General features: G+C 62.3%; 12 protein-coding genes. All 12 read left to right on the top strand.

Going from position 1 to position 25,826, the window contains the following annotated elements; genetic code table 11:
• Positions 1–205: 205 nt before the first annotated feature.
• Positions 206–1,282, top strand: a complete 1,077-nt coding sequence (locus tag ABIC75_RS02100; protein ID WP_354012211.1) for a LacI family DNA-binding transcriptional regulator — start codon at positions 206–208, stop codon at positions 1,280–1,282.
• 101 nt (positions 1,283–1,383) lie between these two features.
• Positions 1,384–1,584 carry a hypothetical protein gene (locus ABIC75_RS02095; protein WP_354012210.1) on the top strand — a complete coding sequence of 67 codons (201 nt, stop codon included), beginning with the start codon at positions 1,384–1,386 and terminating at the stop codon, positions 1,582–1,584.
• 1,019 nt (positions 1,585–2,603) lie between these two features.
• A complete protein-coding gene (locus tag ABIC75_RS02090) occupies positions 2,604–5,759 on the top strand; it encodes a TonB-dependent receptor (RefSeq protein ID WP_354012209.1) in 3,156 nt (1,051 codons plus the stop codon).
• Positions 5,760–5,907: 148 nt separating this feature from the next.
• Positions 5,908–8,295 carry a GH92 family glycosyl hydrolase gene (locus tag ABIC75_RS02085; protein WP_354012208.1) on the top strand — a complete coding sequence of 796 codons (2,388 nt, stop codon included), beginning with the start codon at positions 5,908–5,910 and terminating at the stop codon, positions 8,293–8,295.
• A 65-nt stretch (positions 8,296–8,360) separates the two neighbouring features.
• Positions 8,361–10,190 (top strand): glycoside hydrolase family 2 protein, encoded by a 1,830-nt coding sequence (locus ABIC75_RS02080; RefSeq protein ID WP_354012207.1) that lies wholly within the window; start codon positions 8,361–8,363, stop codon positions 10,188–10,190.
• Positions 10,191–10,868: 678 nt separating this feature from the next.
• On the top strand, positions 10,869–15,659 hold the full coding sequence (locus ABIC75_RS02075; RefSeq protein WP_354012206.1) for an ESPR-type extended signal peptide-containing protein: 4,791 nt from the start codon (positions 10,869–10,871) through the stop codon (positions 15,657–15,659).
• A gap of 18 nt (positions 15,660–15,677) precedes the next feature.
• Entirely contained in the window at positions 15,678–16,496 is an 819-nt protein-coding gene (locus tag ABIC75_RS02070; RefSeq protein ID WP_354012205.1) for an OmpA family protein, read from the top strand.
• 569 nt (positions 16,497–17,065) lie between these two features.
• Complete coding sequence (gene potE / locus ABIC75_RS02065; RefSeq protein ID WP_354012204.1) at positions 17,066–18,397, top strand: putrescine-ornithine antiporter; 1,332 nt, start codon at positions 17,066–17,068, stop codon at positions 18,395–18,397.
• 110 nt (positions 18,398–18,507) lie between these two features.
• Complete coding sequence (locus tag ABIC75_RS02060; RefSeq protein WP_354012203.1) at positions 18,508–19,386, top strand: amino acid ABC transporter substrate-binding protein; 879 nt, start codon at positions 18,508–18,510, stop codon at positions 19,384–19,386.
• A 147-nt stretch (positions 19,387–19,533) separates the two neighbouring features.
• Positions 19,534–21,006, top strand: a complete 1,473-nt coding sequence (locus ABIC75_RS02055; protein ID WP_354012202.1) for a DcaP family trimeric outer membrane transporter — start codon at positions 19,534–19,536, stop codon at positions 21,004–21,006.
• Positions 21,007–21,073: 67 nt separating this feature from the next.
• Complete coding sequence (locus ABIC75_RS02050) at positions 21,074–23,407, top strand: Orn/Lys/Arg decarboxylase N-terminal domain-containing protein (protein WP_354012201.1); 2,334 nt, start codon at positions 21,074–21,076, stop codon at positions 23,405–23,407.
• A gap of 99 nt (positions 23,408–23,506) precedes the next feature.
• The gene (locus ABIC75_RS02045) at positions 23,507–25,819 is read left to right on the top strand and encodes an Orn/Lys/Arg decarboxylase N-terminal domain-containing protein (protein WP_354012200.1); all 2,313 of its coding nucleotides are present in this window, start codon (positions 23,507–23,509) and stop codon (positions 25,817–25,819) included.
• Positions 25,820–25,826 lie beyond the last annotated feature (7 nt).

The raw sequence follows: 25,826 nt of genomic DNA, 5'->3' as shown, positions 1-25,826 counted from the left end.
CGACGCAACGACGGCCATCACCGCAAAGCGGCGGGTTTATGTAACAGATGTGCAAACGCTGGCGCAACGCTTTCATGTAATCCATTACATTGCAGCGCACCAAAGTGCGTTAGACTCTGCGTGGAGATGGCGCCAGCAGGCGCTTGCGGGCTGGAAGCCAGTGGTATCGTCCCGGACACGGCGGCTGCGAAGGAGATCGGAACTCGTGAGTGCGGATGGTTCCAAGCGCAAGGGGCAGGGCCGCAAGGGCGCAAGCACCGACGTCGCGAAGCAGCCTGTGCGCGGACGGACGGTGAAGGAAATTGCCGCCGCCGCGAATGTTTCCGTGGCCACCGTTTCGCGCGCGCTGCAGCGCCCGGAGATCGTCAGCGAGATCACGCGCCAGCATATCCATGACGTGGTGCGGCGATTGGGTTACACGCCCAATGCACTCGCTCGCAACCTGCGCACGGCGCGCACGCGCCTGATCGTGGCGTTGCTGCCTGATATCGCCAACCCATTTTTCTCCGAAGTGATCCGCGGTATCGAACAGGTGGCGCACGAGAGCGGCTACTCGGTGTTGCTGGGTGAAACCCAGGGCAGCCTGGTTCGCGAGCAGGCATACGCCGACATGGTCGCCGCCAGGCAAGCCGACGGCATCATCACCATGTCCCCACGCGTGCCGTCGATTCCGATCCAGGGCAGGTTGCCCGTGGTCAACGCGTGCGAATACGTCAAGGACGCACAGATCTCCAGCGTCTTCGTCGACAACGTCAGCGCTGCGGGTGTCGCCGTCGACTACCTGGTGATGCTTGGTCATCGCGACATCGCTTTCATCGCAGGCCCGCCGGCGAGCCCGATCTGCGTGGATCGCGAGCAGGGTTATCGGCAGGCGCTGCAGCGTGCGGAGATAGCAATCAATCCTGCACTGACCGCTGCCGGCGATTTTTCCATCGAGGCCGGAGAGCGGGCCATCGAATTGCTGTTGTCGCAGGGGCAATCGTTCACTGCGGTGTTCTGCTCAAACGATGAGATGGCGATCGGCGCCATGCGCGCATTGAATGCGCGTGGCTTGCGCGTGCCGGATGATGTCTCCATCGTCGGTTTCGACGACATTCGTTTCGCGCGATACACCACCCCGGCGCTAACCACAGTTGCCCAGCCGAAGAACGCGCTAGGACGCGAAGCCATGGGCATGCTCATCGAATTGCTCAACGATTCCGACGTGCCACCGCGCAAGCGCATCCTCTCCGCGGACCTGATCGTGCGTGGCACTACCGCGCCGCCATCGCGTCGTCGATAGCCAGGGTGTACTCTCGCTGATCGCTGGCCGTTGCGCGCCGGATACGTAAGCGTTATGGCCTAGCGACATCCGCTCTTCACTACTCAGTGAGAAGGCTCCCCATGACGCCATTAGACAAACCGCTACGCCGCGAACTCACCATCGAAGGGCAGGCTTACACGCTTGCAATCGATCCGAACGGGCTCAAGTTGACGCTGCGCGGGCATCGGAACGGTGTGGAACTGTCGTGGAAAGACATCGCCAACGGCGATGCGGCCATTGCTTCCGCGCTGAATGCCTCCGCGAGCCACGGCGACGGGTGAGCGAGCGCACGCTCGGGCGTCGCAATGCATGTGTTTGTGTGCGACGCCTGCGAGCTGCGGCATCGTCGCTTGAAGAACGTGCCGGCTTGAATCCAGAAGCCGGCGACCAAGGGTGCGCGCAACCACAGCTTCTCAACGCGTTCGATGGCCTGAGGCGCGCCCCTTCGCCATCGCCTTTTCTTGTCCCAGCTGGCGCGACGGCGACCGACATCCCAATCACTCCTTGCGGAAAATCCATCGGTTCGGCGCCACGTTTTTGCGCCGCAGCGTGACAGCTTGCGTGTTTGAGCGCACTAATGCCCGTCACGGGGGATTAGATCGATCCAAGTTGCGTGAGATTCGAATGACATCGCGAAAGCGAAGGATCTGACGGGCTTGGGCTTGGCCGGGGAAGAGAGGGACGAAGGGCGCGCGCGTCATGCGCGGCCATGTCTCGCTGTTTCCCTCCAGACCGATTGAGGGAGTGAGAAGCCGTCCCATGGCAGCAAATACCGCCCGCATTTCCGTCATCACAACGCCGCGCATCGTCCGCAAGCTCGCGGCCCGCGTCACTGTCGTCCCTGGCCTGTCCCGTGGCCACCGTCTTTGCGCTGCCTGCGCGGAGGGCAATCAGCCTGTCGATCGATGCGTGTCATCCATCGACCAGCGATCGCGACGACGGCAAGCCCGCGGAAAGCCGTGGGGTTCGTACACGGCGCGTAGCCGCGCCGCGGTGGCGAGCGTCGGTCTAAGCCTTCTCATCTGCGCTCTATGGGACTACTCGGCGTCGGGAGCGCCGGGGCGGGCAGCGGTGCGCTGCATTTGATCCGATAGACCCGCGCCTTCGCAAAAGCCACACGAGGTTTTGAAGTCGTCGCCGCTGACGGGATGAGGGCGCTGCTGCGGCCAGAAATTTGGATCGATTCAATTCATGAAGGAGGACCACGCCTGCCGCAATAAATCGCGCATCTGCAGCAGTGATCAAACGGGGGATCACCGCGCCGACTCCTTGAGGGCGCATCACAAGTTTGGGGAGAAACATGACTTACCTGCCACACGTGTTCACGCGCAAGCCGTTGTACGCCGCTCTCGCCATGGCGACATTGTCGTTGGGCGGCTATCTGGGAACGCCCGCGATTGCCTTTGCGCAGACATCTGCGCCTGCACAAGCGACCGATGGCTCAACGACGAAAAAGGACGACAAGGACAAGAAAACCGATACGGAAAAGAGCGGCGAAGCCAAGACGCTCGATGCAGTGGTTGTCACCAGCTTTCGACAGTCGGTCGACCAGAACATGCAGGACAAGCGCGATTCCAATTCCATTGTGGAAGTGATCAACGCGCAGAATATCGCGCAGTTTCCCGCCAAGAACATCGCCGATGCGCTGGCGCACGTGCCAGGCGTGGTCATCACCCGTGAGTCGGGCGAAGGCAAGACGGTCAGCATTCGAGGCCTTGCTCCTGAGCTCACGCTCACCGAATTGAACGGCAACTACGTCGCCTCGGCGGACACGTCGGCCGGACTGTCGCGCTCGTTCAACTACACGCTGATGCCGGCCAACATGTTTTCCGACATCAAGCTCTACAAGAGTCTGGAGGCTCGCCTGGACGAGGGCGGCATCGGCGGCAACGTGGACCTGCGCACGCGCCGGCCGCTGGAGATGAAGGCCAATGATGGCTTCGTGTCCATCAATGCCGCCGGCTCCGATAACAGCAGCAAGGTCACGCCGCAAGGATCGGCGCTGTGGTCGTGGAAAAACAAGGACGAGACGTTCGGCGTGCTCGTCGCCGGCTCGTACCAGAAGCGCCGCGACATCGATTACATGGCCAACGCATCGAGCTGGCATTGGTGGTCCAACGACTGCACGGACCAGTCGACGTGCACGGTGCCGCCGACGGATGTGCATGGTCACCAATACGGTGCGGACGTGGCGCCCAATCTCGCGCTGTGGCCCGGCGGCGGCGTCACCGATCAGAGCGGAAAGAGTTATTCGGGCTACTGGATGCCGCAGCAGTTCGCGACCAGCCGCAACCAATTGGACCTGACCACCAAGGGTGCGCAGGCGACCATGCAGTTCAAGCCCAGCGATCACTTCCTGATGACCGGCAACTACTTCCGTTTCCAGCGGCAGCAGACGCAGATCACCAATACGCTGGAAGTTCCCGAGTGGGGATTGCCCACCGGCAGTTACGCCGATCAGCAGGGCAGGTTGCTCGCGGCCAATGGCCTGTCGTTCGACCCGTCGCGCACCGTCGTTACGGGTGCGAACTACGTGCTGCCGCCGGCAGGCGCCGGCTGTAATGCGCTGACCAACCCGGTCACCGGCGCGGTGCGGCAACCGGTGGACGTTTGCTCCACGGAAATCCCGTGGGTTACCGGCAACTATTCGGTCGAAAAAGCCACGTCGCAGACCATCAATCTTGAAGGCGAGTGGGACAACGGCGGCGCGCTCAGCGGCTCGTTCAACGTCGGTCGCACCTGGGCCGCCGGTGGTCCGTCGGTCGAGCTGAGCATGGCTGCGAAGCCGCGCAACTTCGTCAACGGCCAATGGGTGGATGGCAGCAATGGCGCGGCGTGGACGTTGAACGGCAAGCCCACGATCACGGCATCGCCGAATGTGCTGCAGAACATGCTCGCTGGCGAAGGGCAGGTCGATCTTGGTTCCACCGGCTCCAACATGGTCAATACCAGCACCTCGCAGAATTTCGCCCAGGCGGACTTCACCTGGGCCTTCGAGGACAGTTGGATGCAATCGCTGCAGTTCGGCGTGAAGTATCGCGACAACCACGCCGAGCAGCAGAACAACGAATTGCGCTGGTACTGCAAGGGCACGCAATTGCAGTTCCAGACCTGCGACCCGAATGCCGGCCAGCTGCCCGCGGGCTTTCTCCAGCCGAACTCGCTGGACGGCAACACCGAGGCTTACAACGACAGCATTTTCCCGGCGATCAACTTCCCGGCGTACTACAACTATCTCAATTCCACCTACGACCGGGTGCTGTACAACCATCCCGAAGACAAGTCGTCGATCCAGGAAAAGATTTCGGCCGCGTACGTGCAGGCGAATTTCGACACGGGCTCGCTACGCGGCAACGTGGGCCTGCGCTTCGTCAGCACCAAGCAGGATCTCACCGTTGCCGATGAGATCACCACCAACAACGCGGTGTACTACCACGACGGTGGCGGCAACATCCTGATCTGCCCGGCCAGCGGCTTGAACGTGGCGGGCGGGCCGTGCGCGCCGGGCGACTTCCAGTATCTGCCGCGCGAGCAGGCGGTGATCGAGACGTTCTCCAACGCCTCCTCGCACAAGCAGTACAACAAGCTCCTGCCTAGCTTCAATGTCGCGTGGACGTTCGCGGACAACTTCGTGTTGCGCGCCGCAGGCTCGCAGGCGATGGCCCGCGCCAACTACACCGACCTGGCGCAGCTGGGCAGCCTCACCAACAACACCCAGGCCTACTACGACGACCGCAAGCAGTTCGGCGCACCGCTTCCCGGCTGGTACGGCAGTGGTGCAAACCCGGACCTGAAGCCGTTCACGGCCACCCAGTTCGACCTGGCGGGCGAGTGGTACTACGCGCCCGAATCGGTGGTTGGCGTGGATCTGTTCCAGAAGAAGGTGAAGAACTTCGTCGTACCTGTAACCGTCAACAACATGACGGTGGACGTGAACGGCACGCCGACGCCGTTCATGCAGTACAGCACCAACGCCAACGGACGTTCGGGCACGTCCAAGGGCGTGGAACTCTACACGCAGCACACCTTCGACATGGGCTTTGGCTACATCGCCAACTACACGCTCAACAAGACCAACGAAACGCCGGTCTCACTCGGCGATACGGAAGTCGGCAAGTCGGAGCTGATCGGCAGCGCCAAGTACGCGGCGAATATTTCGCTGTTCTACGAAAAGAACGGACTGCTGCTGCGCGCCACCAGCAACTGGACCGGTCGCACCATGCAGGGACTTTCCTCCGGTCTGCCGATCTACACGGAGCCGTACAACCAGATCGACTTGAACGGCGACTACGAGTTCACCAAGCACCTGATGGTGACGGCATCGATCATCAACCTGACCAAGTCCACGCCGCGCCAGTACCTGGGTGGCGACACCACGGCGCGCCTGTATCAGTACGAATACGCCGGGCGTCAGTACTACGTGGGCCTGACATACAAGTTCGGTGACGGTGGTTGAAGGAGCATGAGCGGGATCGGGCGCGCCGCCTGATCCCGTGATCGGCCAGCTCATTGCCGTTCTCCTTCTCTCACCCTCCCCGGGAAAGGAGGGCGGCGATGACCTGCTTGGCACATGGATGTGCTTTCTTTGCGCACAGGAAGAAAACATGACGCTGTCTTTCGAACGTTTTCGTCGCTGCACCTCATCGATCTTCAAGCGGCACGGCGCCGCTGCCATCGTGCTCGCGATCTTTGCCGTCGGCAGCATGGGCGCTGGTCGTGCGCAGAATGGCCTCGCGTCGTCCGCTGTGTCGTCCGTCGATGAGGCCAATCCGCTGGTAGGCACGGCGCCGCTGGATCGACCGGAACTCATCGGCAATTCGCCGCCGCCGGGCGAGCCGCTGTATTCGGGCATGACGTCGCCGGGCGCGAGCCTGCCGCAAAGTGCGACCGAGGCCACGCCGGTCAACCTCAATGTCGACCTCAGCTATCCGGCGGGCGTCGGCATGTCCTACTACTACACCAATCCCACGATGATCGGTTTCACCGGTGGCGGTTCGACCTATGGTGGTCGCGCGGCGCCCATGATCATGCCGGTAGTGGGCGACTGGACCGTGCCGCCCGACTACACCCAGTCCTATTACGACAAGGCGAGCGAGAAGGCGTCACCCGGCTACTACGCCGTCGACCTGGCCACGTTCCATACGCGCGTCGAACTGACGGCCACGCAACGGACCAGCCTCATGCGCTTCACTTTTCCGGCGAGCCATCGCTCCAACGTCATCTTGAATCTGCGCCGCCCTGACGGCGACGTGGAGGTGGTCGGCGACCACACCATTCGCGGCGTCACCAAGGGTGGACATCTGCGCGACGATTCGGAAGGGCCGTGGTTCGTCGCGGAATTCTCGCGGCCGTTCACGGCTTTTGGCACGTTTCGCGCGGATCGCCAGCACGAAGGCTATGGCATTGGCGATGCGGACGTGCAGGCCAACCGGCGCGCAGTATCCGGCAGCTATGCCGGTGCCTATGTCAGGTTCGACACCAAGGCCGGCGAGCAGGTGTTGGTGAGGGTCGCCCATGGCCATAGTGCCGACGAAGCCGAACAGCGACTGCGTGATGAAGATCCGGACAGCAATTTCGAACGCGTGCACGCGCAGGCACGCGCTGCGTGGGCGCAACTGTTCGATCGCGTCGAGGTTACCGGCGGCACGCCGAAGCAGCGCATGCTGTTCTACTCGACGCTGTATCACTCCTTTGCCAGCCCGCGCTTGGTTGCGCGCAAGGGCGATCATTTTGTTGGCGAGGACGGCAAGGTCCAGGTTGCCGCTTACGATCGTTATGGCCCGGTGCCCTATTGGGATACCGGTCGCAACCAGATCACGCTTTTGATGCTGCTGGAACCGAAGGTGGTGCAGGACATCATGCGATCCGAACTGGATCGCGCACGCGAACACGGCTACATGGACACCTCGTTCCACGGCGACCATGCAGTGTTCCTCTACGACGGCGCATGGCAGCGCGGCATTCCGTTCGACTACGCCGCCGCCTATGAGTATTTGCGCAAGAACGCCACCGACCCAAAGGGTCCGCGCGGCTATCTCGCCGAATACATGAAGAACGGTTGGATTTCCGACATCGTGCCGCCGGGAAATCCTAGCCCGCCTTACGCAGGCGGCAAGGCGGGCGCCGCCACCACGCTCGAATACGCCTGGGACGATCATGCGCTGGCCGACGTCGCGCAACGCCTCGGCAAGACCGACGACGCGCAGATGTTCCTGCGCCGCGCCGCGAATTACCGCAACGTGTTCGACCCGTCGGTGGGCTTCGTGCGTGGTCGCACGGAAGACGGCAAGTGGATTTCGCCATTCGATCCGGGCGAGCCTTACTACAACTTCATGATGAAGGAAGCCTCGGGCTGGTCCACGCTGTGGCTGGTGCCGCACGACGTGCGGGGGCTCGCGAATCTGCTCGGTGGGCGCGATGCGTTCAGCGCCAAGCTGGACGCATTCTTCTCCACGCCATATACGGCCAAGGGCATCTGCCGCGATTGCACGGGCCTGATCGGTCAGTACGTGCAAGGCAACCAGCCCGATCAGCAGGCGGCCTATCTCTATGCGTGGAGCGGCCAGCCCTGGAAGACGCAGGCGCTGACGCGCCGCATCCTGGCCGACATGTATGGCAGCGACGCCAGCGGCTACGCTTTCCCTGGCATGGACGACCAGGGCTCGACCTCGTCGTGGTATGTGCTCAGTGCGATGGGCTTCTATCCGGTCGATCCGTCGAGCCCCGACTACATCATGGGCAGTCCGATCTTCGACCGGGTCCGGCTGCACATGGGCAACGGCAAGATCTTCGAGATTGTCGCGCAGGATAATTCCGCAACGAACATGTACATCCAGTCGGCCACGCTCAACGGCAAGCCGTGGAACAAGCCCTGGTTCAGCCATGCCGATATCGCGAACGGCGCAACACTGGTGCTGACGATGGGGCCCGAGCCGAACAAGGCTTGGGGCGCGGACCTGCGCGATGCGCCGCCATCGATGTCGGCGCAGTAAACCGGATACCTGATGAGGAAGAGCGAATGAAAGGAAATCGTGGAGTGCGTGTTGCCCAGTGCTTGATGGTTCTATCCATCGCGATGAGTTTCGCCACGACCGTGATGGCGGCATCAGAGCAGACGGCAACCTGGAGCGGCAAAGTGGCGCCGCTGGCAACGCCGTGGACCGCGGAAGTGTCGCCGAGCAACGCATTGCCAGAGTATCCGCGACCGCAACTGGCGCGCCCGTCGCTCGATCATCCCCAATGGATGAGCCTGAACGGGCTGTGGCAATACGAGCCTGGCGAAGGGGAGACTGCGCCGCCATTCGGCAAGACACTGAAGAGCCGGGCGCTGGTGCCGTATCCCATCGAGTCCGTGCTTTCAGGCGTGCAGAAGCATTCGGACTTCATGTTCTACCGCCGGATGGTGGACATCCCGGCCAGCTTTACTGCGGGCGGAAACCATGTGCGACTGAACTTCGGTGCGGTGGCCCAGGACGCCACGGTGTACGTCAACGGCAGGCAAGTGGCGCAACATCTGGGAGGCTATACATCGTTCGGCGCCGATATCACGTCGGCGCTGCGCGGGCGCGGCCCGCAGGAGATCATCGTTGCCGTGCATGCGCCGGTGGACAACGCCAATGTGATGGTCGGCAAGCAGCGGCTGAAGCCCGAGGGCATCTTCTACACCGCGGCGTCGGGCATCTGGCAATCGGTATGGCTGGAGCCGGTGCCGGCCACCAGTCTGGCGCAACTGAACTTCACGGCGTCGCCAAGTCTGGATGCGTTCACCGTCACCGCCAGGATCGAGGGTCAAAGTGATGCAGCCACGCTGCACGTCGTCGCCTATGCCGATGGCAAGTCGGTGGGTGAGGCAAGCGGACCGGCTGGTGAGTCCCTGCATCTGGCCATTGCGCAGCCGCATGTATGGAGCCCGCAGGATCCCTTCCTGTACACCTTCAAGGCGACGCTGACGCAAGGTAGTCAACGCGACGAAGTGACCAGCTACGCCGGCCTGCGCACCATCGCCATAGCAAAGGTGGACGGCCGCAACCGCATCGTGCTCAATGGCAAGCCGACGTTTCTGCTTGCCACGCTGGACCAGGGTTACTGGCCCGACGGCATCTACACTGCGCCTACCGATGCGGCGCTCAAGTTCGATATCCAGAAAACCAAGGACCTGGGCTTCAATACGATCCGCAAGCACATCAAGGTAGAGCCTGCACGGTGGTACTACTGGGCCGATCGCATCGGCCTGATGGTGTGGCAAGACATGCCGGCGCTGCCGAACGGACGCAACAATCAGCTCAACGATGCCGACAAGGCCCGCTTCCGTGCGGATGTATCGGCCATTGTCGAGCAACTTGCCGGCGAGACCTCGATCATCGGCTGGATTCCATTCAACGAAGGCTGGGGCCAATGGAGCATTCCGGCCGCCGCCGAGCTGGCGGCGCAGATCAAACGGCTCGATCCCTCGCGACTGGTCGATGCGCGCAGCGGTGCCAATTGCTGCGATACCAAGGGTGATCCGCACACCGGCGACGTCTACGACGTGCACGACTACCAGGGGCCGGGCCTGCCCAGTCCGGATGCGCAACGCGCTGCCATCGACGGCGAGCACGGCGGCCTCACGCTGGGTATCGCCGATCACGTCTGGCCCAACACGCCGATCAATCCCTATGGCGCCGTCAAGGACCAGCTTGCGCTGACGGCCGGCTACGTCGCCAACACCGCCGTACTGCGCGACAAAGGCATGGCCAAAGGCATGTCCGGCAGCGTCTATACCCAGATCACCGACGTCGAAGGCGAACACAATGGCCTGTTCACCTACGACCGCAGGATCGAAAAAGTGGATGAAGCGCAAGTACATGCGATCAATGAAGCGACGATCCGGGCGGGCGAACAGCCGTAGGGATCGTGAGACCCCGTGCGGGAAGAGGGCGTTCTATGGGCGCGTCACCGAAAGTGGCGGCGAGCCGCGGCGCGAGTTGGCTTCCCGGGATGAGCAAGATATTTCGAACGACGACTTCGTTTATTTAGACGTCTAAACGGAAAATCGTTTCCGCACGTGAATGCATGCATGGTGGGTTGGCCTGGCTCCGGGATGGTCGATAGCCCGGATGAAACCTGCGTGCGCTGTTAGCGCTAAAGTGGATCGTGGCAAGTGTGATGAGCTTCATGTTTAGCTCGTGGATTGCCACTCACAAAGTTCATCTCGTACTGGCATGCTCGGACGGCGACAGCCGTACGCGGGTCTTGAAACAGTTCGGCCTATGGCGATCGAGAAAGCACGGTAGCGTTGGCTGGACGTAGGGACGTCGCACCAGCAGAACGAAACGAATCAGGCTGATTCCCCCTTGGCCATGCCGTTTCGTTTTAGTCCTCGACACAAACAGGGGTGTGCAGGTTCTTAGTAGCCGAGCGCGTCGACTCGATTCCTGACGTTTAAAGAAAACGTTCATGCGAATGCATGAGCGCAGGGGTTCATCGTCCCTGTGCTCGCGCTGGCGCGTGCGCGATGGTCGAGTGCGCCCGGAAACTTTGTCCTGACCGCATCCCTGGTGCCAAATCAGCCACAAGGGAGTTGGGTATGAACAAGATCTATCGCAAAGTCTGGAGCCGCGCGCTGAATCAGCTCGTGGTGGTCTCGGAACTGGCGTCAAGCCAGAGCGGTGGCGGACAAACCGTGAAACGTTCGTCGCTGCGACATCCGCGTTCGGGGATCTTCATCGTGCTGGCGGCAGCAGGTGGAATCGGATGGGTCTTGCCGGCGCACGCGCAATCGGTGGATTGCACCGCCGCTCCCTTCAATGCTTACAACAGCACCGCCTCATGCATGGGTTTCGGAGCCACCGCCAATGGCGTCGGGGCCACCGCGCTGGGCGCGACGGCGAATGCGTCCGTGCTCGGCGCGCTGGCGGTTGGTTATGCAGCGCAAAGCACGGGGCAGAACGGCGTGGCCGTCGGTTTCCAGGCGTACGCCAACGCCATCAATGCCATCTACATCGGTGCGCGTACCGCGCCTACTACCGGAGCGCTCGCCGCCAGTGCCATTGCCATCGGTACCGACGTCACGGCCTCTGCCAACAACGCCATTGCCGTGGGCTCGACATCGAAGGCAACCAGCCAGAACGCCGTGGCCATCGGCACCAATACAAATGCTTCCAGTGGCACATCCGGAGGGTTGACCATCGCGCTGGGCGCGGGCGCCTCTGCGGTCGCCGCCAATGGCGGCTCTCCCATTGCCATCGGCGGTAATGCCCAGGCCAACGGAGCCTCGGGCATCGTGCTTCCCGATGGCACCACCACCACGACCTTCGAAGCCGTTGCGCTCGGCAACCAGGCGACCGCCAGCGGCATGCAAGGTGTGTCCATCGGCAACTTGACGGGTGCCACCGGCATATGGAGCACGGCGGTCGGTTCGATCGCCAAGGCATCGGGCGGAGAGTCCACCGCGATCGGCCAGATGGCGCAGGCCACGGGTTCCTATGCCACCGCACTTGGCGTGGGTGGCACAGCCGCCGCTTCCGCGGTGAGGGCATCGGGCGCAGGCGCGCTTGCCCTCGGCGGCGATGCCATAGCGGGCGCGGCGGCGGCGGGCGACAACGGCATTGCCATCGGCGGCGAAACCACCGCAAGCGCAGGCGGTGCCGTGGCCATTGGTCTTCGCGCGAACACGAGCGGAGTGAATGCGCTGGCTGCCGGTGTCCTGGCGACCGCATCCGGTGCAACCTCGGCGGCGATGGGCGTCAGCGCAAACGCTGCCGGGCAGAGTGCGGTTGCGGTAGGCCCGCTTTCCAGTGCCTCGGCCAATTTCGCACTGGCGTTGGGCAATCAGGCCATTTCCAGTGGTATTGGCGCAGTGGCCGCCGGTTCCGGTGCGCAGAGCACGCAACAGTCGGCTGTCGCGCTGGGCAACAACGCGGCGGCGACGGCCACGCGTGCATCGGCACTGGGTGCGGGTGCGGCGGCGAGCGGCCAGGACGCCGTGGCGCTGGGCGCGCTTTCGCAAGCTACGGCACTCAATGCGACGGCCATGGGCAACGCCGCGCAAGCACTGGCCGCGTCTACGGTAGCGTTTGGCGACGGCAGCATCGTCGCGGCAGCCGCGGGAACGGGTTCGATCGCGGGCGGCCACAATTCGCAGGTGACCAGCGGCACGGGCGCGGTCGCGCTGGGCGAAGGGCAGATAGCCAACGGCAACGGTGCCGTGGCCATCGGCGACCCGAATTCCGCGACGGGTAATGGTGCGGTGGCAACCGGCGCCAATGACACGGCCAATGGCGATGGCGCCGTGGCCATTGGCAACAACAATAACGCGCAGGGCATCGGCTCGGTCGCGCTTGGCAACGGCAGTAGCGCGTTGGCCGCGGGTGCGGTGGCCTTCGGCAACGGGGCGGCCGCCAATAATGCAAATGATGTTGCGCTCGGCTCGGGCTCCACCACGGCCGTCGCCGTACAGACCGCGAATACCACCATCAATGGCACGACCTACGCCTTTGCCGGCACCACGCCCACCAGCACGGTGAGCGTGGGTGCATTGAACACCGAGCGCACCATCACCAACGTTGCGGCCGGCCGCATCAGCGGCTCCAGCACGGATGCCATCAACGGCTCGCAGTTGTTCGCGACCAACCAGGCGGTGACTGCGGTGGGCACCACGGTGACCAACCTCGGCAACACCGTCGCCACCAGCATCGGCGGTGGCACCACGTACAACCCGGCCACCGGTGCGGTGACCACCAGCATCAGTTACGGCGGCACCACGTACAGCTCGCTGCAACAGGTCTTCAATCAGATCGGTGGCGCGGTTAACGGTGCGGGCATCAAGTATTTCCACGCCAATTCCATCCTGGCCGATTCCAACGCGGCGGGCGCGGAGAGCGTGGCGATCGGGCCGGTGTCCACCGCAAGCACGACGAATGCGGTATCGATCGGCAATGGCGCCACCGCCGGCGTCAACGCGGGTGATGTGGCGCTGGGCGCCGGCTCCGTCACAGGGGCGGCCGTGGGTACGGCGAACACCACCATCAATGGCACAACCTACGCCTTCGCCGGCACCACGCCGACCAGCACCGTTAGCGTGGGCGCGCCGAATGCGGAGCGCACCATCACCAACGTTGCTGCTGGCCGCATCAATGGCGGCAGCACGGACGCGGTCAATGGGTCGCAGCTGTTCTCCACCAATCAGGCGCTCAATACCGTGGGCAGCACGGTGACCAACCTGGGCAACTCCATCGCCAACAGTTATGGCGGCAGCACGACCTACAACCCGGCTACCGGCGCGATCAACACCAGCATCAGCTATGGCGGCAGCACATACAGTTCGCTGCAGCAGGTGTTCAACCAGATCGGCGGCGCGGTGGACGGCGCGGGCATCAAGTATTTCCATGCCAACTCCATCCTGGCCGATTCCAACGCCGCCGGTGCGGACAGCGTGGCGATTGGGCCGGTGTCCACCGCAGGTACAGCCAATGCGGTGTCGATCGGCAATGGCGCAACGGCTGGCACGAACGCGGGCGATGTGGCGCTGGGCGCGGGCAGCGTGACCGGCGCTGCGATTGGCACCGCCAGCGGCACCATCGCTGGCCAGACCTATGCCTACGCCGGCACGACACCTACCAGTACGGTCAGCGTGGGCACGACGGGTGCCGAGCGCACGATCACTAACGTTGCGGCGGGCCAGGTCAATGGAGGCAGCACTGACGCGATCAACGGCTCGCAGTTGTTCGCCACCAACCAGGCCGTCGACAACTTGAGCAACACCGTGACCGCCAACGCGACGCACTACTACAGCGTGAACGACAACGGCACGAATGGCGGCAACTACACCAACAACGGCGCGACCGGCATCGACGCGTTGGCGGCAGGCGTAGGCGCCACGGCGGCAGCCGGCAATGGCACGGCGCTGGGTCAGAACACGGGCGTTTCCGTGCTGGGCGGCGTGGCGCTGGGTTCGGGGGCGGTGTCTGATCGTGCCATCGCACCGAGTTCGGGCTCGATCCTCGTCGGCACCAATGTGATTCCCTACAACACCACGGATCGCACCTTGCTCGGCGCGGTTTCCGTAGGCAATGCCACCGATTTCCGCCAGATCACCAACGTGGCGGACGGCACGCAGGATCAGGATGCGGTGACGTTGCGTCAGCTGAAAGGTGCGATGAGCTCGTTCTCGGTTACGCCGATCAAGTACTTCCACGCCAATTCCGCCGCGTCGGATTCGCTGGCGGCAGGCGCGGAATCGGTGGCCATCGGTCCGCAAACCACGGTGAACGGCGACAACGGCATCGGCATGGGTAATGGCGCCATCGTGCAGCAGACCGCGCCGGGTGGCACGGCGATTGGTCAGAACGCTACGGTGAATCTCGCCGACGGCGTGGCGCTTGGCACCAACGCCACATCCAATGGCATCCAGGCGTTGGCCCTGGGTGCGGGGTCGCAGGCTGCCTTCGCGGGCAGCGTCGCCCTCGGCTCCCAGTCGCAGGCCGATGCGGCCGTGGGTACTGCCTCAAGCACTCTCGGCGGCGTCACGTACAACTTCGCCGGCACGACGCCGGGATCGACGGTAAGCATAGGCAGTGCAGGTGCGGAGCGCACGCTTACCAACCTGGCGGCGGGTCGTATCAGCGGCAGCAGCACGGATGCGATCAACGGCTCGCAGCTGTATGCCACCAACCAGTCGTTGAACTCGTTGTATACGCAGTTCAACAACCTCACCAGCGTAGTCAACAATCTGCCGCCGCCGACGAGTGGAGGCGGCGGTGGCACGAACACCGCGAACAATACCTACCAGACCAGCACCGACAACACGTCCTCGGCATCAGCCACGGGCAACAACGCGACGGCGGCCGGGGCCGGCTCCAGCGCATCAGGCAACAACAGCACGGCGATCGGTGGCGGCTCCTCCGCAACCGGTGACAACAGTGTTGCCGTTGGCGCGGGGTCGGTGGCGTCCACCAGCAATTCGGTATCGGTGGGTTCGGCCGGCCACGAGCGCACGGTGACCAATGTTGCGGCAGGCGTGAATGCCACTGACGCGGTGAACGTCCAGCAACTCAATACAGGCATCCAGAGCGCGCAGGATTGGGCGAAGAACTATACCGACCAGAAGCTCGACGGTATTCATCAGGACATCAATTCCGTGTCCAACCGTGCAAATGCGGGCATTGCCGCGGGCATCGCGATGTCCAGCCTGGGCCAGGCCTACCAGCCGAACCTGAGTACGTTCGGCGTGGGCGTGGGTTCGTACCGCGGTGAAGCTGGTTTGGCAGTGGGCCTCTCCACCATCAGCGAAAGCGGCCATTACATCTTCAAGCTCGCCGCCTCATCCGACACCCGGGGCGACCTGGGCGTGGGCGGCAGTGTCAACGTGGCTTGGTGAACACGGGAGTCCATGGATATGAAGCACACAAAGAAAATGCAGGTGTTTGCGCTGGCTCTGCTGGCGCTGGGTATGGGTGGCTGCGGAAACGTCAGCCGCAACGTGGCGAACGATGGCCATGCGGCCGGTGAACTCGTATGGCCCGCGCCAGAAGCGACAACGCCGATGCACAAAGGCGGTACGTTCCCCAATTCGGCAGACCTTCGACAGGTGCATGCTGGCCTCAACAAACAACAGCTGTCGGCGTTGATCGGCTATCCCCACTTCAGTGAAGGCGTGTGGGGCGTGCGCGAGTGGAACTACCTGTTCAACTTCCGCAAGGCGGACACCAGCGAAGTGACGGTGTGTCAGTACAAGGTGCTCTTTGACGAAAACAAGCTGGCGCGCAGCTTCTACTGGAAGCCCGAATCCTGCGCCGCTTTGCTGGAACACACATCGCCAGTGGCCGCCGCGCCGACCGTGCCGGCACAACAGAAGCGTGTGCTTTCCGCGGACGCCGCATTCGCTTTCGACAAGGGGAGTGTTGCCGATATTTCGCCCGTGGGGCGCGACGAGCTGGACAAGCTGGCGAGTCAGTTGCGTGACGGCGACGCGAGAATACACATTGCGGGCTACACCGACCGGCTTGGCGCCATTGCACACAATCAGTCCTTGTCGCAGCAACGTGCTGATGCCGTGCGCGACTACCTTGCAAGCAGAGGCGTCTCCGCCAACCGCATGACCTCGGAAGGCCGGGGTGAAGCGTTCCCTGTGAAGGAATGCCCTAATGGTTCGCGGGCACAGCTGATTGCCTGCCTGGCACCCAACCGGCGCGTGGAGATCACTGTTCGGGAATGAGTATGTTCTGGTGATATTCGGATTCGCCACCAGCCCCGGCAGACTCGTCATTCGAGTTTGCCGGGGCTTCTTTCATAGGAAAGAGGATGGGCGGAAACTGGGTTCGATTTCCATTCCGTTCTTCGCGCCGCGTGAGATAACGGCGCCTCCTTCACCAACGCGACCACTGGCGGCCATCGAGTCGATTCTCCACTGCGCGGAGTGTTGGCTTGCATGCATACACAAATGCGATAAGCCTCGCGACTCACGGCTACTGAGTCATATTCAGTAGATCCAGCGAAGTAATCATGCCGTGCGTGACTGCGTCGAACATCATTATCCATCCGATTTATACGGAAAGGATTTGCGTATTTAGATGTATAGATGTCCAAATATATTTGATCATCACGATGATTCACGCCATCTTGATTGGCGGCAGCACAGTATCGATTAAAGATATTTAATAATTTCTCCAAGTGCTGTGTACGTAGGGGCAGTGCATTTCAAAAATCGAATGCCGGTCGTTTAGGCCGGTCGCGCGTGTTTGCGTGGCAAGTCCTGGCAACTCCAGAATTCGGAATCGGGAGGCTATGATGGACGGCACGAAGAAGATGAGCATGATCCAGCTGACCGTACTCGTTGCGGTCAACATGATGGGTTCAGGCATCATCATGCTCCCGGCAAACATGGCGCAGGTGGGTGCCATTTCCTTGACCTCGTGGGTGGTGACGGCCCTGGGATCCATGGCCATCGCCTACGGCTTTGCCCAGGCGGGCCTGCTTAGCCAACGCGCTGGCGGCATGGCGGCCTACGCCGAAGAGGCGTATGGAAAGGGCGGCTATTTCCTCACCTTTTTCCTCTATTTCCTGTCGCTGGCCATCGGCAACGTGGCGATCGCCATTTCGGCGGTGGGCTATCTCGCAGCTTTCTTCCCGTGGTTGTCGTCGACGCCTGCTTCGACCTGCATCGGCGTGATCCTGCTGATCTGGCTGACCACGCTCGCGAACTTCGGTGGCCCAAGAATTACCGGGCGCATTGGTTCGATCACCGTGTGGGGCGTCATCGTGCCGGTGGCAGGGCTCTCCATCATCGGCTGGATATGGTTCAAGAGTTCGACGTTCTCAGCAGCGTGGAATCCGCACGGCCTGAGTTTCTTCAAGGGCATGGATTCGAGCATCGCGCTTACGTTGTGGGCCTTCCTCGGCATGGAGTCAGCCGCGCAGAACTCCGATGCCGTCGAGAATCCCAAACGCGACGTGCCCATGGCCTGCATGCTCGGCACCCTGGGTGCTGCCGCCATCTACATTCTGTCCACCACCGTAATCCAGGGCATCGTGCCCAACGAAGAGCTGGCCAAGTCCACCGGCCCGTTCGCGCTGGCGTACTCGCAGATGTTCAATCCGACGGTGGGTTCGATCATTCGCGCGCTGGCCATCCTTGCATGTCTGGGATCGCTGCTCGGCTGGCAGTTCACCATTGCGCAGACGGCAAAGACGGCCGCCGAAGGACGCATGTTCCCGGCCTTCTTTGCCAAGACCAACAAGATGACTGCACCCATCATCGGCATGATCGTGATGGCGGTGGTGCAGAGCTTGATGGCGTTGTCCACTGCATCGCCTAGCCTGGGCGAACAGTTCGCGGTGCTGGTCAACCTTGCCGTGGTGACCAACGTCATTCCCTACATTCTGGCGCTGTCGGGCCTGATGATCATGATGCGCAAGGCATCCGTGCCTCAGCACACTTATCGACTCAATGCGTTTGTGGTGATCGTGGCGATGCTCTACAGCACCTATGCCATCTACGCATCCGGCACGGAGGCCGTGCTTGGTGCAACCATCGTCATGGCGCTCACCTTCCTGATCTATGGGTTCCTGGCACCTCGCTTTCCTCCCCCGATCGCTGCGGAGCCCCTGCGCGGATAGCTCGCCATGACGGATCAAGGCTTTCCAGGAGAGAAGACATGTCACGCATGAATGATGTTGTGCGTAACAGCCTGTTGCGTTGGGCGTTGCTCGGGCTGCTGGTGGTGTACGTGCCGGCCATCCTGGCGCAGGCGCCGACCGGAGGGCAGGGCAGCGCAACGCTGGAGCGCATACGCGCAAGCGGCAAGTTCACGATTGGCTACTATGCCCAGGCGCGTCCCTTTACCTACGAGGACAAGCCCGGCTCCGCCGATGGCTATGCGATTGCCCTGTGCCGACAGATTGTCAGCGCGACGCAGGAAGCCTTGCACGCACCGAATGTCACCACGGCATTTGTCGCTGTCGATGCGGCCGATCGCTTCAAGGCCGTCGCGGAGGGTCGTATCGACCTTTTGTGCGGACCATCCGTGCCCTCGTTGAGCGGCCGGGCCGAGGTGAGTTTTTCCATTCCGATCATGAGCAGTGGCGTCGGCGTCATGTTGCGCAAGGACGCTCCGGTCGCGTTGCACGATCTGCTTGAGACCGGACAGTCCGGCGGTCGGCCGATATGGCGAGGTTCGCCGATGCTTGCGGTGCTGCAGCAGCGCAACTTCGCGGTCATCGCCGGTTCCGTTTCCGAAAAGCTCCTCAAGGAGCGCCGCGACGAACTCAAGGTCAACAGCGTCGTTGTTCCTGTTCCCGATCTCAATGCCGGCCTCAAGGCGCTACTCGATGGCCGCGTCGATGGATTCTTTGCCGAGCGCAATGTGCTTCTCGATCTTGCCAAGAGCGACACCTCAGGCCAGATCGTCGTACTGAACCGAGTGTTCGATTACGAACCCTTGTCGTTGGCGTTGGCGCGGGGCGATCCGGATTTTCGTTTGCTGGTCGACCAGGTGCTGAGTCGGCTCTATCGCACCGGAAAGATCGACGCGGTCTACGAACAATACCTCGGCAAGCCTGATCCGTCGGTCGAGGAATGGTTCCGCCGGACGGCGCTACCCGAGTAAGGCGAAGGGCGCGCCGGCGAAGGCGTGCTGGCTGCTGTCACCTCATGCTGATTGGTTGAGCTGATGTCATTGAAGCGTTGGGATACCGAACGAGTGTCCGGCACCAGCTTCCCGTTCAGTTCTACTAAGTTGACTGGAGGCACCACCATGCATCGGCCATCCCTCGGTTTCATGCGACGGCAGACGCTCTGCTGCGCGCCACTTCTCCTGAGCGGTCTTGTGGCGTTCAGTCCCGAGGTCATGGCGCAATCGTCCGAGACCACGGAACTCAAGGCGCAACTGGAGCAGGTCAAGGCGCAGATGCAGGCGCAGCAGCAGGTGATGCAGAAGATGCAATCGCGCCTGGAGGAGTTGGAGGCAAAAGAAAAGACGCAGGAGGCCACTGCCAAGGCGCAGCCAACGGCACCGCCGCTGACGAGTCCGGCGACGGCTGCGCCTTCACCCACGCCCTCGGGGCCGCCACCTTATCGGCCGCCTTCGTCCATTGCCGGTGCGTACGAGCCGCTCCCCGAAGGGTACGTGCGACTGGGCGACACGGGCAATCTGCTCAAGGTCGACCTGATCGCCCAGTTGGATGCGATGGCCGACAGCACTTACATGGGCGCGGCCGACCTCTTCGTTCCTTCGTCGATTCCCGTGCGCGGACAGCCTTTCTACGACAGCGGGCGGCGCTCCAACATGAGCGCCAAGCAAAGCGTGTTCCGCATGGATTTCCAGCGCCAGACCGATTACGGCACGCTCAAGGTCGTTTACAAGAACAACTTCTTCGGCAGCGGCACCGGGGACATGCCGTACAACCTGCAGGCCTTCTACGGCGAACTGGACAACGAGCATTACTCGCTGCTGGCCGGTTACAACATCTCTGCGTTCACCGACATCGACGTCTTCCCCAATACCCTCGATTACGAAGGTCCGAACTCGTTCACCTTCAAATACGGGCCGCAGATTCGCTTTGCGCCGGTGCTGTACCGAAGTGGCGAGAGCGCCTTGACCCTGCCGATGTCGCTGGAAAAGCCCAATGCGGACATCAGCGTCATCGAGGGCTTCAACACCTATTCGCGCCGTCCCGACATCACGCTGGGCCTCAGGTGGCAGGCGCCCAGCTGGCACATCCAGTGGGCCAATATCCTGCGCGACCTTCGCGTGGAAAGCGCCACGGCGCGCACGCGCAGCACGACGGGTTATGCGACCCAACTCACCGGCACCACGGCTCTGTTCGAACACGACAGCGTCCAGGGATGGGCGAGCTACGGCAAGGGCTACGCCAATTTCCTGCAGGACATTTCCGGGCTGGGACTGGATGCTGCCTTTACGCCCGAAGGTGATCTGCGCGCGATTCGTGCGAGGGGATTCGGCGCCGGCTACACGCATGCATGGCACGAGGACCTGACCTCGAGTCTTGCTTACGGCTATCTCAGGATCAGCCCCCAATCCAACCTGCTGATCAGTCCAGACCAGCCCAAGAGCACCAAGTTCGCTTCCATCAACCTCGCCTGGAAGTTCAGCGAGCGGGCGATGGTTGGCGTGGAATACCTGTGGGGACAGAACATCGCGCTGACCGATCTGCGCGGGCAGGGACAGCGTCTGCAAACAACGTTTCGGTATGACCTGAATCCCTAGTGCGTTGCCGTGCGCCGGGTGATCGGTGGTATCGACAAGGCCTGAACAGCATTGGAGTACGCACCTCATGTCGATGAATCATCCATGGATTCTCTTTGTCACTACCGATTTGCCGGACGAGGGTTCGGCGTTCCGTCTTGCCTTGTCCCGCCTGGGCAAGGCCATCGAGGAGCGCGGCATTGCGGTGGTGCAGGCCATGAATGGCGAGGACGGCCTGGCGATTGCACGCGGCAAGCCGTCGTACTCCGCCGTGGCGATCGACTGGGACCTTGGCGAAACCAGCTCGATGGCAGAAAAGTCCGCGATGCGGATCGTTCGTGCCGTGCGCGAGAAGTCGCTGAAGTTGCCGATCTTTCTGCTGACCAAAAGCATCCAGACACCGGACTTGTCGATGAGTCTGGTCGAGGAGGTTCGCGAGTACGTGAACGTCGGCAGCGAGACGCCGGAGTTTTTCGCGCGCCGCCTGCAGTTCGCCATTGACGATTATCACAGCGGCCTGCTTCCTCCCTATTTCAAGGCGCTCAAGAAACTGACGGAAGAGGGCGCCTATCAATGGGATGCACCGGGCCACATGGGCGGTGCCGCCTACCTCAAGCACCCAGCCGGGGCGGAGTTCCACGAATTCTTCGGCGAGAACATCATGCGTGCGGACATCGGCATCTCCAACGCCGAACTGGGTTCGTGGCTCGACATCGAAGGCCCGCCGGCCGACTCGCAGCGCATGGCCGCGAGGGTGTTCGGCGCGGACTGGACGTTCTACGTGCTGGCCGGCTCGTCAGCTTCCAATCGCATCGTGGTGCAGGCCTGCATCGGCAAGGACGAGATGGTCATTGCCGATCGGAACTGCCACAAGTCGCTCAACCATGCGATGACGCTGTCGGGCGCGCGGCCGGTGTATTTCCAGCCCAGTCGCAACGGCTACGGCATGATCGGCCTGATTCCGCCCAAGCGCTTTTCGCACGCGCACATTCAAGGCCTGATTGCCGATTCACCGTTGTCGGCGAACGCCAAGTCGAAGGAGCCTGTCTACGCCGTCGTCACCAATCCGACTTACGACGGCCTGCTGTATCACGTCGACAAGGTGGTGGAGATGCTTTCGACCAGCGTTCATCGGGTCCACTTCGATGAGGCCTGGTACGCCTACGGCAAGTTCCATCCGCTCTACAAACATCGCTACGCGATGGGCGTGCCGCGCGACATCAAGAATCGTCCGACGGTGCTGGCCGTGCAGTCGACGCACAAGATGCTTCCGGCATTCTCGATGGCGTCCTACATCCATGTGAGCAACAGCAAGCGCGGCGAGCTCGCCATGGCACCCGTGAAAGAAGCTTTCATGATGCACGGCACCACTTCGCCGTTCTATCCGCTGATCGCGTCGCTGGACATCGCCTCGGCCATGATGGACGAGCCATCCGGACCAGCGTTGTTGCGCGAAACGGTGGGCCTGGCGGTGGCGTTCCGCCGCACGGTCGCGCTCGTTGCCCAGCGGCTGCAGGATGACGGCCAATGGTTCTTCTCGCTGTTCCAGCCGCCACGCGTTCCCGTGAAGGGAAAACAGGTTCCTTTCCACGAAGCGCCGCTTGATGTGCTGGCCGAATCGACAGCGTGCTGGACCTTGAGGGCGGGCGACGCCTGGCACGGTTTGCCGGACGATGTGGTCAAGGATGATTTCTGCATGCTCGACCCGACCAAGGTCACCATTCTTTGTCCAGGCACGGATGCCAAGGGCAAGCTGGCCAAGCGCGGCATACCCGGCGCGGTGCTGACCAAGTTCCTCGATGCGCGACGGCAAGCCATTGCACGCACCGGCGACTACACGGTGCTGGTGCTGTTCTCCGTGGGCACTACGCAGGGCAAGTGGGGCACGTTGCTGGAGACCTTGCTCTCCTTCAAGCGGCTTTATGATCGCAACGCCACCCTGGAGGAGGCGCTGCCTGATCTGGTGCATGCCTATCCCGATCGCTATCGCGAGATGACGCTGCCGCAGCTGTGCGACGAGATGCACGAGACGATGAGCGAGCTGGATCTGCAGGCGATGGCGAACAAGGCCGGCGAAACGCTCTCCGAGCCTGTGTTGACACCTGCCGAGGCGTACCAGCACCTGATTCATGGCGATACCGAAGAGGTGCGCATCGCGGACATGCCGGGCCGCGTCGCTGCCTTGATGATTGTTCCGTATCCGCCGGGCATTCCCGTGCTGATGCCGGGCGAGCGCATGGATCCCAAGGGCGGCCCCATCTTCCGCTTCCTGCAGGCGGTGGAAGCCTATGGGCGCAAGTTCCCTGGCTTTGCGCGGGAAGTGCAGAACATGCATGCGGACGCCAACGGCGACATGTGGGTGCGCGTCATCGTGGACAAAGATGTCGCTGCCAAGCCGGCAAAGGCCGCACGAAAGAAGTAATGAGCGCCGAGTCGGCCCGACAACGGGACGACCAGGACTTCACAACATGAGCTTCAGGTGGTGGCCGCCGCCCCCAGGTGGCCAACGAGGAGAATCGCCATGCTCGAGCGTCGCAACCTGCGCCAGAAACTACGCGTGCTGTTGGTTCACTCCAAGGTCGGCACCGACAGTGCCGGCGGAAGAGCCTGCCGAACGCTGGAGCAAGAGTTTGCCGAGCGCAACATGGAAACCACGTCGGCCTCCACGGTGGATGACGCGCGTTCCTCGATCATCTCCGATGCGGCCATCCACGCCATGCTGATCGACTGGTCGCTGCCCGATGGCGATGGCGTGGAGCGGAACAATGCAGCGGCCATCGAGCTGATCAGCCTTATCCGTTCGCGCAACGAGAACGTGCCGATCTTCCTCATGACCGAGCCGGAGAAGGCGCAGACACTGAGCGTGGAGACGGTGCAGGCCATCAACGAGCTGATCTGGCTGTCGCAGGATTCGGCCACCTTTGTGAGCGGCCGCGTGCACACGGCCATGCGCATCTACCTGGCGACGCTATTCGGGCCGTTGACCACCGCGTTGGCCAACTTCAACGAAGTCCACGAATACTCATGGCATACGCCGGGCCATACGGGCGGCACCGCGTTCCTCAAGCATCCTACCGGCCGCGCCTTCTACGATTTCTACGGCGAGCACATCTTTCGCACGGACTTGTCCATCAGCGTGGGCGAGATCGGCTCGCTGCTTGACCACACCGGGCCGATAGGCGAGAGCGAGAAATACATTTCGCGTATCTTTGGCTCGCATCGCAGCTATACCGTGACGAACGGCTCGTCCACCTCCAACCGCATCATCTTCATGGCCTGCGTGGGGCGCGACCAGGTGGTGCTGTGCGATCGCAACTGCCACAAGTCGATCGAGCACGGCCTCACCATGACCGGGGGCGTTCCGCATTACCTGGTGCCATCGCGCAACCGTTACGGTTTGATCGGGCCGATCTACCCCGACAAGTTCAGGGAGGCGAGCGTTCGCAGCGCCGTCGCCAACAACCCCTTGTCGAAGAACCTGCCAGACCAGCAGCCGGTGTTCGTGGTGGTGACCAATTCCACCTATGACGGCCTTTGCTACAACACGTCGCGAGTGCTTGACGAAGTGGGCGGTTGGGTCGATCGCGTGCATTTCGACGAAGCCTGGTACGGCTACGCGAGGTTCAATCCGCTTTACTCGGGAAGGCTTGCGATGCACGGGCCAGCCTCCGAGCACGACGCGAACGGCCCCACCGTGTTCACCACGCATTCCACGCACAAGCTGCTGGCCGCGTTTTCGCAGGCGTCGTATATCCATGTGCGCGATGGTCGCAACAGCATTCCGCACGCACGCTTCAATGAATCGTTCATGATGCATGGCTCCACCTCGCCGTTCTATCCGATCATGGCGTCGAACGAGGTTGCCGCATCCATGATGGATGGCCTGGGCGGCTTGAGCCTCACGCGCGAGTGCATCGATGAGGCCATTCATTTCCGGCAGATCGTGGGACGTTTGCATCGCGACTTCAGCAGCAAGGGCTCGTGGTTCTTCCGCACCTGGAATCCTGACGTGGTGACGGATCTCAACACCGGCGCCAAGATCGATTTCGTCGATGCGCCACCGGAATGGCTGGCGACGGATGCCAACGCGTGGGTGCTGCATCCCGGCGACAACTGGCATGGCTTTGGCGATCTGGAGGACGGCTACTGCATGCTGGACCCGATCAAGGTGTCGGTGCTTACACCTGGCGTGCAGGACGATGGCTCGCTGGGCGAAACCGGATTCCCGGCAACGCTGCTCACGGCCTATCTCGGCGCGCGCGGCATCGTGGTGGAGAAGACCAGCGATTTTGGCGTGCTGTTCCTTTTCTCCATCGGCATCACCAAGGCCAAATGGAGCACGCTGATCACCGCCTTCCTCGACTTCAAGCGTGACTACGACGAAGACCGGCCGCTCGAGCGCGTGATGCCGGAACTGGTGGCAAACCATCCCGACCGTTATGGCAGTCTCGGCCTGCGCGGACTGGGCGACCAGATGTTCGCGGAGATGAAGCGAACGAATCAGACACAGCATCTGCAGCACGCCTATTCAAGCCTTCCCGATGTGCGCATGTCGCCGGCGGATGCCTATCAGCAGTTGTTGCGCGTGCAGGTCGAGCGTGTGGCGCTGGCCGATCTCGCCGGGCGGACGCTGGCAACGAGCGTGGTTCCTTACCCGCCGGGCATTCCAATGCTGATGCCGGGCGAAGTGGCCGGTCCGGCGGATGGCCCGTATGTGGGCTATCTGAAAGCACTGCAGAGCTGGGACCACACCTTCCCCGGATTTGGCCATGACACGCACGGCGTGGAGGTGGAGGACGGCGAATACTATCTGCAGTGCTTGAAGTCCTCCTGACGAGGAC

Source organism: Dyella japonica, assembly GCF_040545895.1.
Lineage (GTDB): Bacteria > Pseudomonadota > Gammaproteobacteria > Xanthomonadales > Rhodanobacteraceae > Dyella > Dyella japonica_D.
This window is presented reverse-complemented; position numbering and strand designations above follow the sequence as displayed.

What these genes read in the sequence shown, in the direction of transcription:
- ABIC75_RS02095 (WP_354012210.1), top strand. Translation starts at nt 1,384, where the DNA reads ATGACGCCATTAGACAAACCGCTACGCCGCGAACTCACCATCGAAGGG.
- ABIC75_RS02090 (WP_354012209.1), top strand. Translation starts at nt 2,604, where the DNA reads ATGACTTACCTGCCACACGTGTTCACGCGCAAGCCGTTGTACGCCGCT.
- ABIC75_RS02085 (WP_354012208.1), top strand. Translation starts at nt 5,908, where the DNA reads ATGACGCTGTCTTTCGAACGTTTTCGTCGCTGCACCTCATCGATCTTC.
- ABIC75_RS02080 (WP_354012207.1), top strand. Translation starts at nt 8,361, where the DNA reads ATGGTTCTATCCATCGCGATGAGTTTCGCCACGACCGTGATGGCGGCA.
- ABIC75_RS02075 (WP_354012206.1), top strand. Translation starts at nt 10,869, where the DNA reads ATGAACAAGATCTATCGCAAAGTCTGGAGCCGCGCGCTGAATCAGCTC.
- ABIC75_RS02070 (WP_354012205.1), top strand. Translation starts at nt 15,678, where the DNA reads ATGAAGCACACAAAGAAAATGCAGGTGTTTGCGCTGGCTCTGCTGGCG.
- potE (WP_354012204.1), top strand. Translation starts at nt 17,066, where the DNA reads ATGATGGACGGCACGAAGAAGATGAGCATGATCCAGCTGACCGTACTC.
- ABIC75_RS02055 (WP_354012202.1), top strand. Translation starts at nt 19,534, where the DNA reads ATGCATCGGCCATCCCTCGGTTTCATGCGACGGCAGACGCTCTGCTGC.
- ABIC75_RS02050 (WP_354012201.1), top strand. Translation starts at nt 21,074, where the DNA reads ATGTCGATGAATCATCCATGGATTCTCTTTGTCACTACCGATTTGCCG.
- ABIC75_RS02045 (WP_354012200.1), top strand. Translation starts at nt 23,507, where the DNA reads ATGCTCGAGCGTCGCAACCTGCGCCAGAAACTACGCGTGCTGTTGGTT.